This is a genomic window from bacterium (assembly GCA_040756715.1).
Classification (GTDB): Bacteria; UBA9089; UBA9088; order UBA9088; family UBA9088; genus JBFLYE01.
In genome coordinates this window covers 1-2,383 of the sequence record JBFLYE010000013.1, presented here as the reverse complement: position 1 = coordinate 2,383, position 2,383 = coordinate 1, and the positions used below count along the sequence as shown (strand labels likewise).

The following is a 2,383-nucleotide window of genomic DNA, read 5'->3' as shown; positions in this document are numbered from 1 at the left end:
ACTTAACCTTTTTCAATTCAAAATTCAAAATTTAGAATTCAAAATTTCTTAAAAGGTGGATGAATTTTTAACAGATAAACACAACCCTATCTATTTTTGCACTAAGTAATGGAAGATACTATAACATCACCTTTTTATTTCTTATCACAAGAATCTTGCCCTCTATCCTTTCAATGGGAACCAGGCTATTTTTCATCCTTAAATCCCTCAAATTGCCCAATGTTCCTTATTTCCTCTACCATTTTAGAAACGCTTTCTGCAAACTTTACACCCTCTCCGCCCGATATCCAAAAAAATTGTAGCCTTTCCTTTTCTATACCTATAAATTCAAGAAGCCTTGCAAGTATAGCAAATCTTCTTCTTGCATAGTAATTTCCCGATACATAATGGCAATCACCTGGATGGCAACCAGAGATCATCACGCCATCAAATCCCTCCTTAAAGGATTTAAGAATCAAATTAAAATCTATTCTTCCCGAACAGGGAACCCTGATTATCCTTATATTTTCAGGGTATTTTAGCCGAGATGTCCCAGCAAGGTCAGATGCCGCATATGTGCACCAATTACATAAAAATGCAATGATCCTAGGTTCTTTCATTTAATGCCTTTTTTGTCTTTCCTTTCTGGAAAGCTACAAAATACGAAATTTTGAATTCTAAATTTTGTAAAGCGTTGTGGAATTAAGTATAACCTATTTTTCTCAATTTAGCAAGTAAATTTTTCCTTAAATCCTACCTCACCATCCCAATAGAGGGGTTTTTGAAGGTTTTAAGAAAAATCTCTCTTAATGCAGGGTTTTCTTGCAATAATGGGTCTTTTTCAAGGAGGGTTTTTGCACCATTTTTTGCCTTAATTAAAATATTATAATCCCTTATTGGGTCAGAAAGCTTTAATTCTGATATACCGTGCTGCCTCTCACCAAATAGCTCACCAGAACCCCTTAGCTTTAAATCATACTCAGAGAGCTTAAATCCATCTTGAACCCTTACAAATACCCTAAGCCTCTCTACTGCCTCCTTATCCTCATCATCACAAGGGATATTCTCCCTTATAATCTTTGCAATCTTTTCCTTTGTGATGACAATGCAATAGGAGGAAAATTGGCCCCTTCCAATTCTTCCCCTTAACTGATGGAGCTGGGATAAGCCAAATCTTTCACCATCCTCTATTACCATAATACATGCATTAGAAACATCAATGCCAACCTCAATGACTGTTGTGGCAACAAGGATCTGGATATCGCCATTTGCAAATTTTCTCATAATCTCCTCTTTCTCATCTGGTTTTAATTGTCCATGTAAAAGACCTAATGTAAAATCCTTAAAAAGCAAAGAGAGCTTTTTAAAATGTAGCTTACAGGATTTATATGAGACATATTCTGACTCCTCTATCAATGGATAGACAATATATACCTGCCTTCCCTCCTTTACCTTTTCTTTTATGAATTCGTATATCTTGGGAAGGTCATTGTTTGACCTTATGGTGGTAATTATTCTTCCTCTACTCTTTGGCATCTCATCAAGGCAGGATATATCCATATCACCATAAAGGCTTAAGGCAATTGTCCTTGGAATGGGGGTTGCGCTCATCACCAAAAGGTCACACCAATGGGAAGAAAGGGAGGATGCCTTTTCCATCAATGCCTGCCTCTGGCAGACACCAAATCTATGCTGTTCATCGATGATGCAAAGGGCTAAATTCTTAAATTTTACATCCCCCTGGATTAAGGAATGCGTGCCAATTATAATCTTTATTTCACCATTTTCAATTTTTTTCTTTGTCTCTTGTTGCTCCTTTTGAGCTAAGCCGCTCCTTAATATTCCAACCCCGATTTCCTCTGGAATTAGCCTTTTTGCAGTAAGGTAATGCTGGTCAGCCAGGATTTCCGTGGGTGCCATTATGGCAACTTGAAAGGAAGAACAAGCAACCCGATAGGCAGCAGACAAGCAAACAGCCGTCTTTCCTGAACCAACATCACCATGAAGAAGCCTGTTCATCGGATGGGAAGAAGATAGGTCTTTGTCTATCTCAGAGATAGCCCTTTTCTGGGCATTGGTTAATTCAAAGGGAAATTCAAGGCCTTTTTCTATTTTTTGATAGACAAATCCTCGGGAGATTAAGCCTATTCTTCTTTTGTTGATTAAAAGCCCAAGCTGGAGGAGGAATAATTCATTAAAGACAAGCCGATTCCTTGCCTTCTGGTAATCCTCCCAGGTATTGGGAAAATGTATATTTAAGATTGCCTCCTTTTGTGAAATAAAACCAAAAGATTTTGCTATTTCAAAGGAGGAATCTGGGATTTTGTCTTTGTAAATATCCAGAATCTTCCTGGTAATCCTTCTAAATAGCCTCTGGCCAAACCTTCCCCATTCTAAAGAAAGG

General features: G+C 37.7%; 2 protein-coding genes. Both read right to left on the bottom strand.

What is annotated here, in order from left to right; all coding sequences use genetic code 11:
- Positions 1-185: 185 nt before the first annotated feature.
- Complete coding sequence (locus AB1397_00335) at positions 186-599, bottom strand: hydrogenase iron-sulfur subunit (protein ID MEW6481453.1); 414 nt, start codon at positions 597-599, stop codon at positions 186-188.
- 133 nt (positions 600-732) lie between these two features.
- Positions 733-2,383, bottom strand: a 1,651-nt coding sequence (locus tag AB1397_00330) for an ATP-dependent DNA helicase RecG (protein MEW6481452.1), incomplete at its 5' end; no start/stop codon positions are given.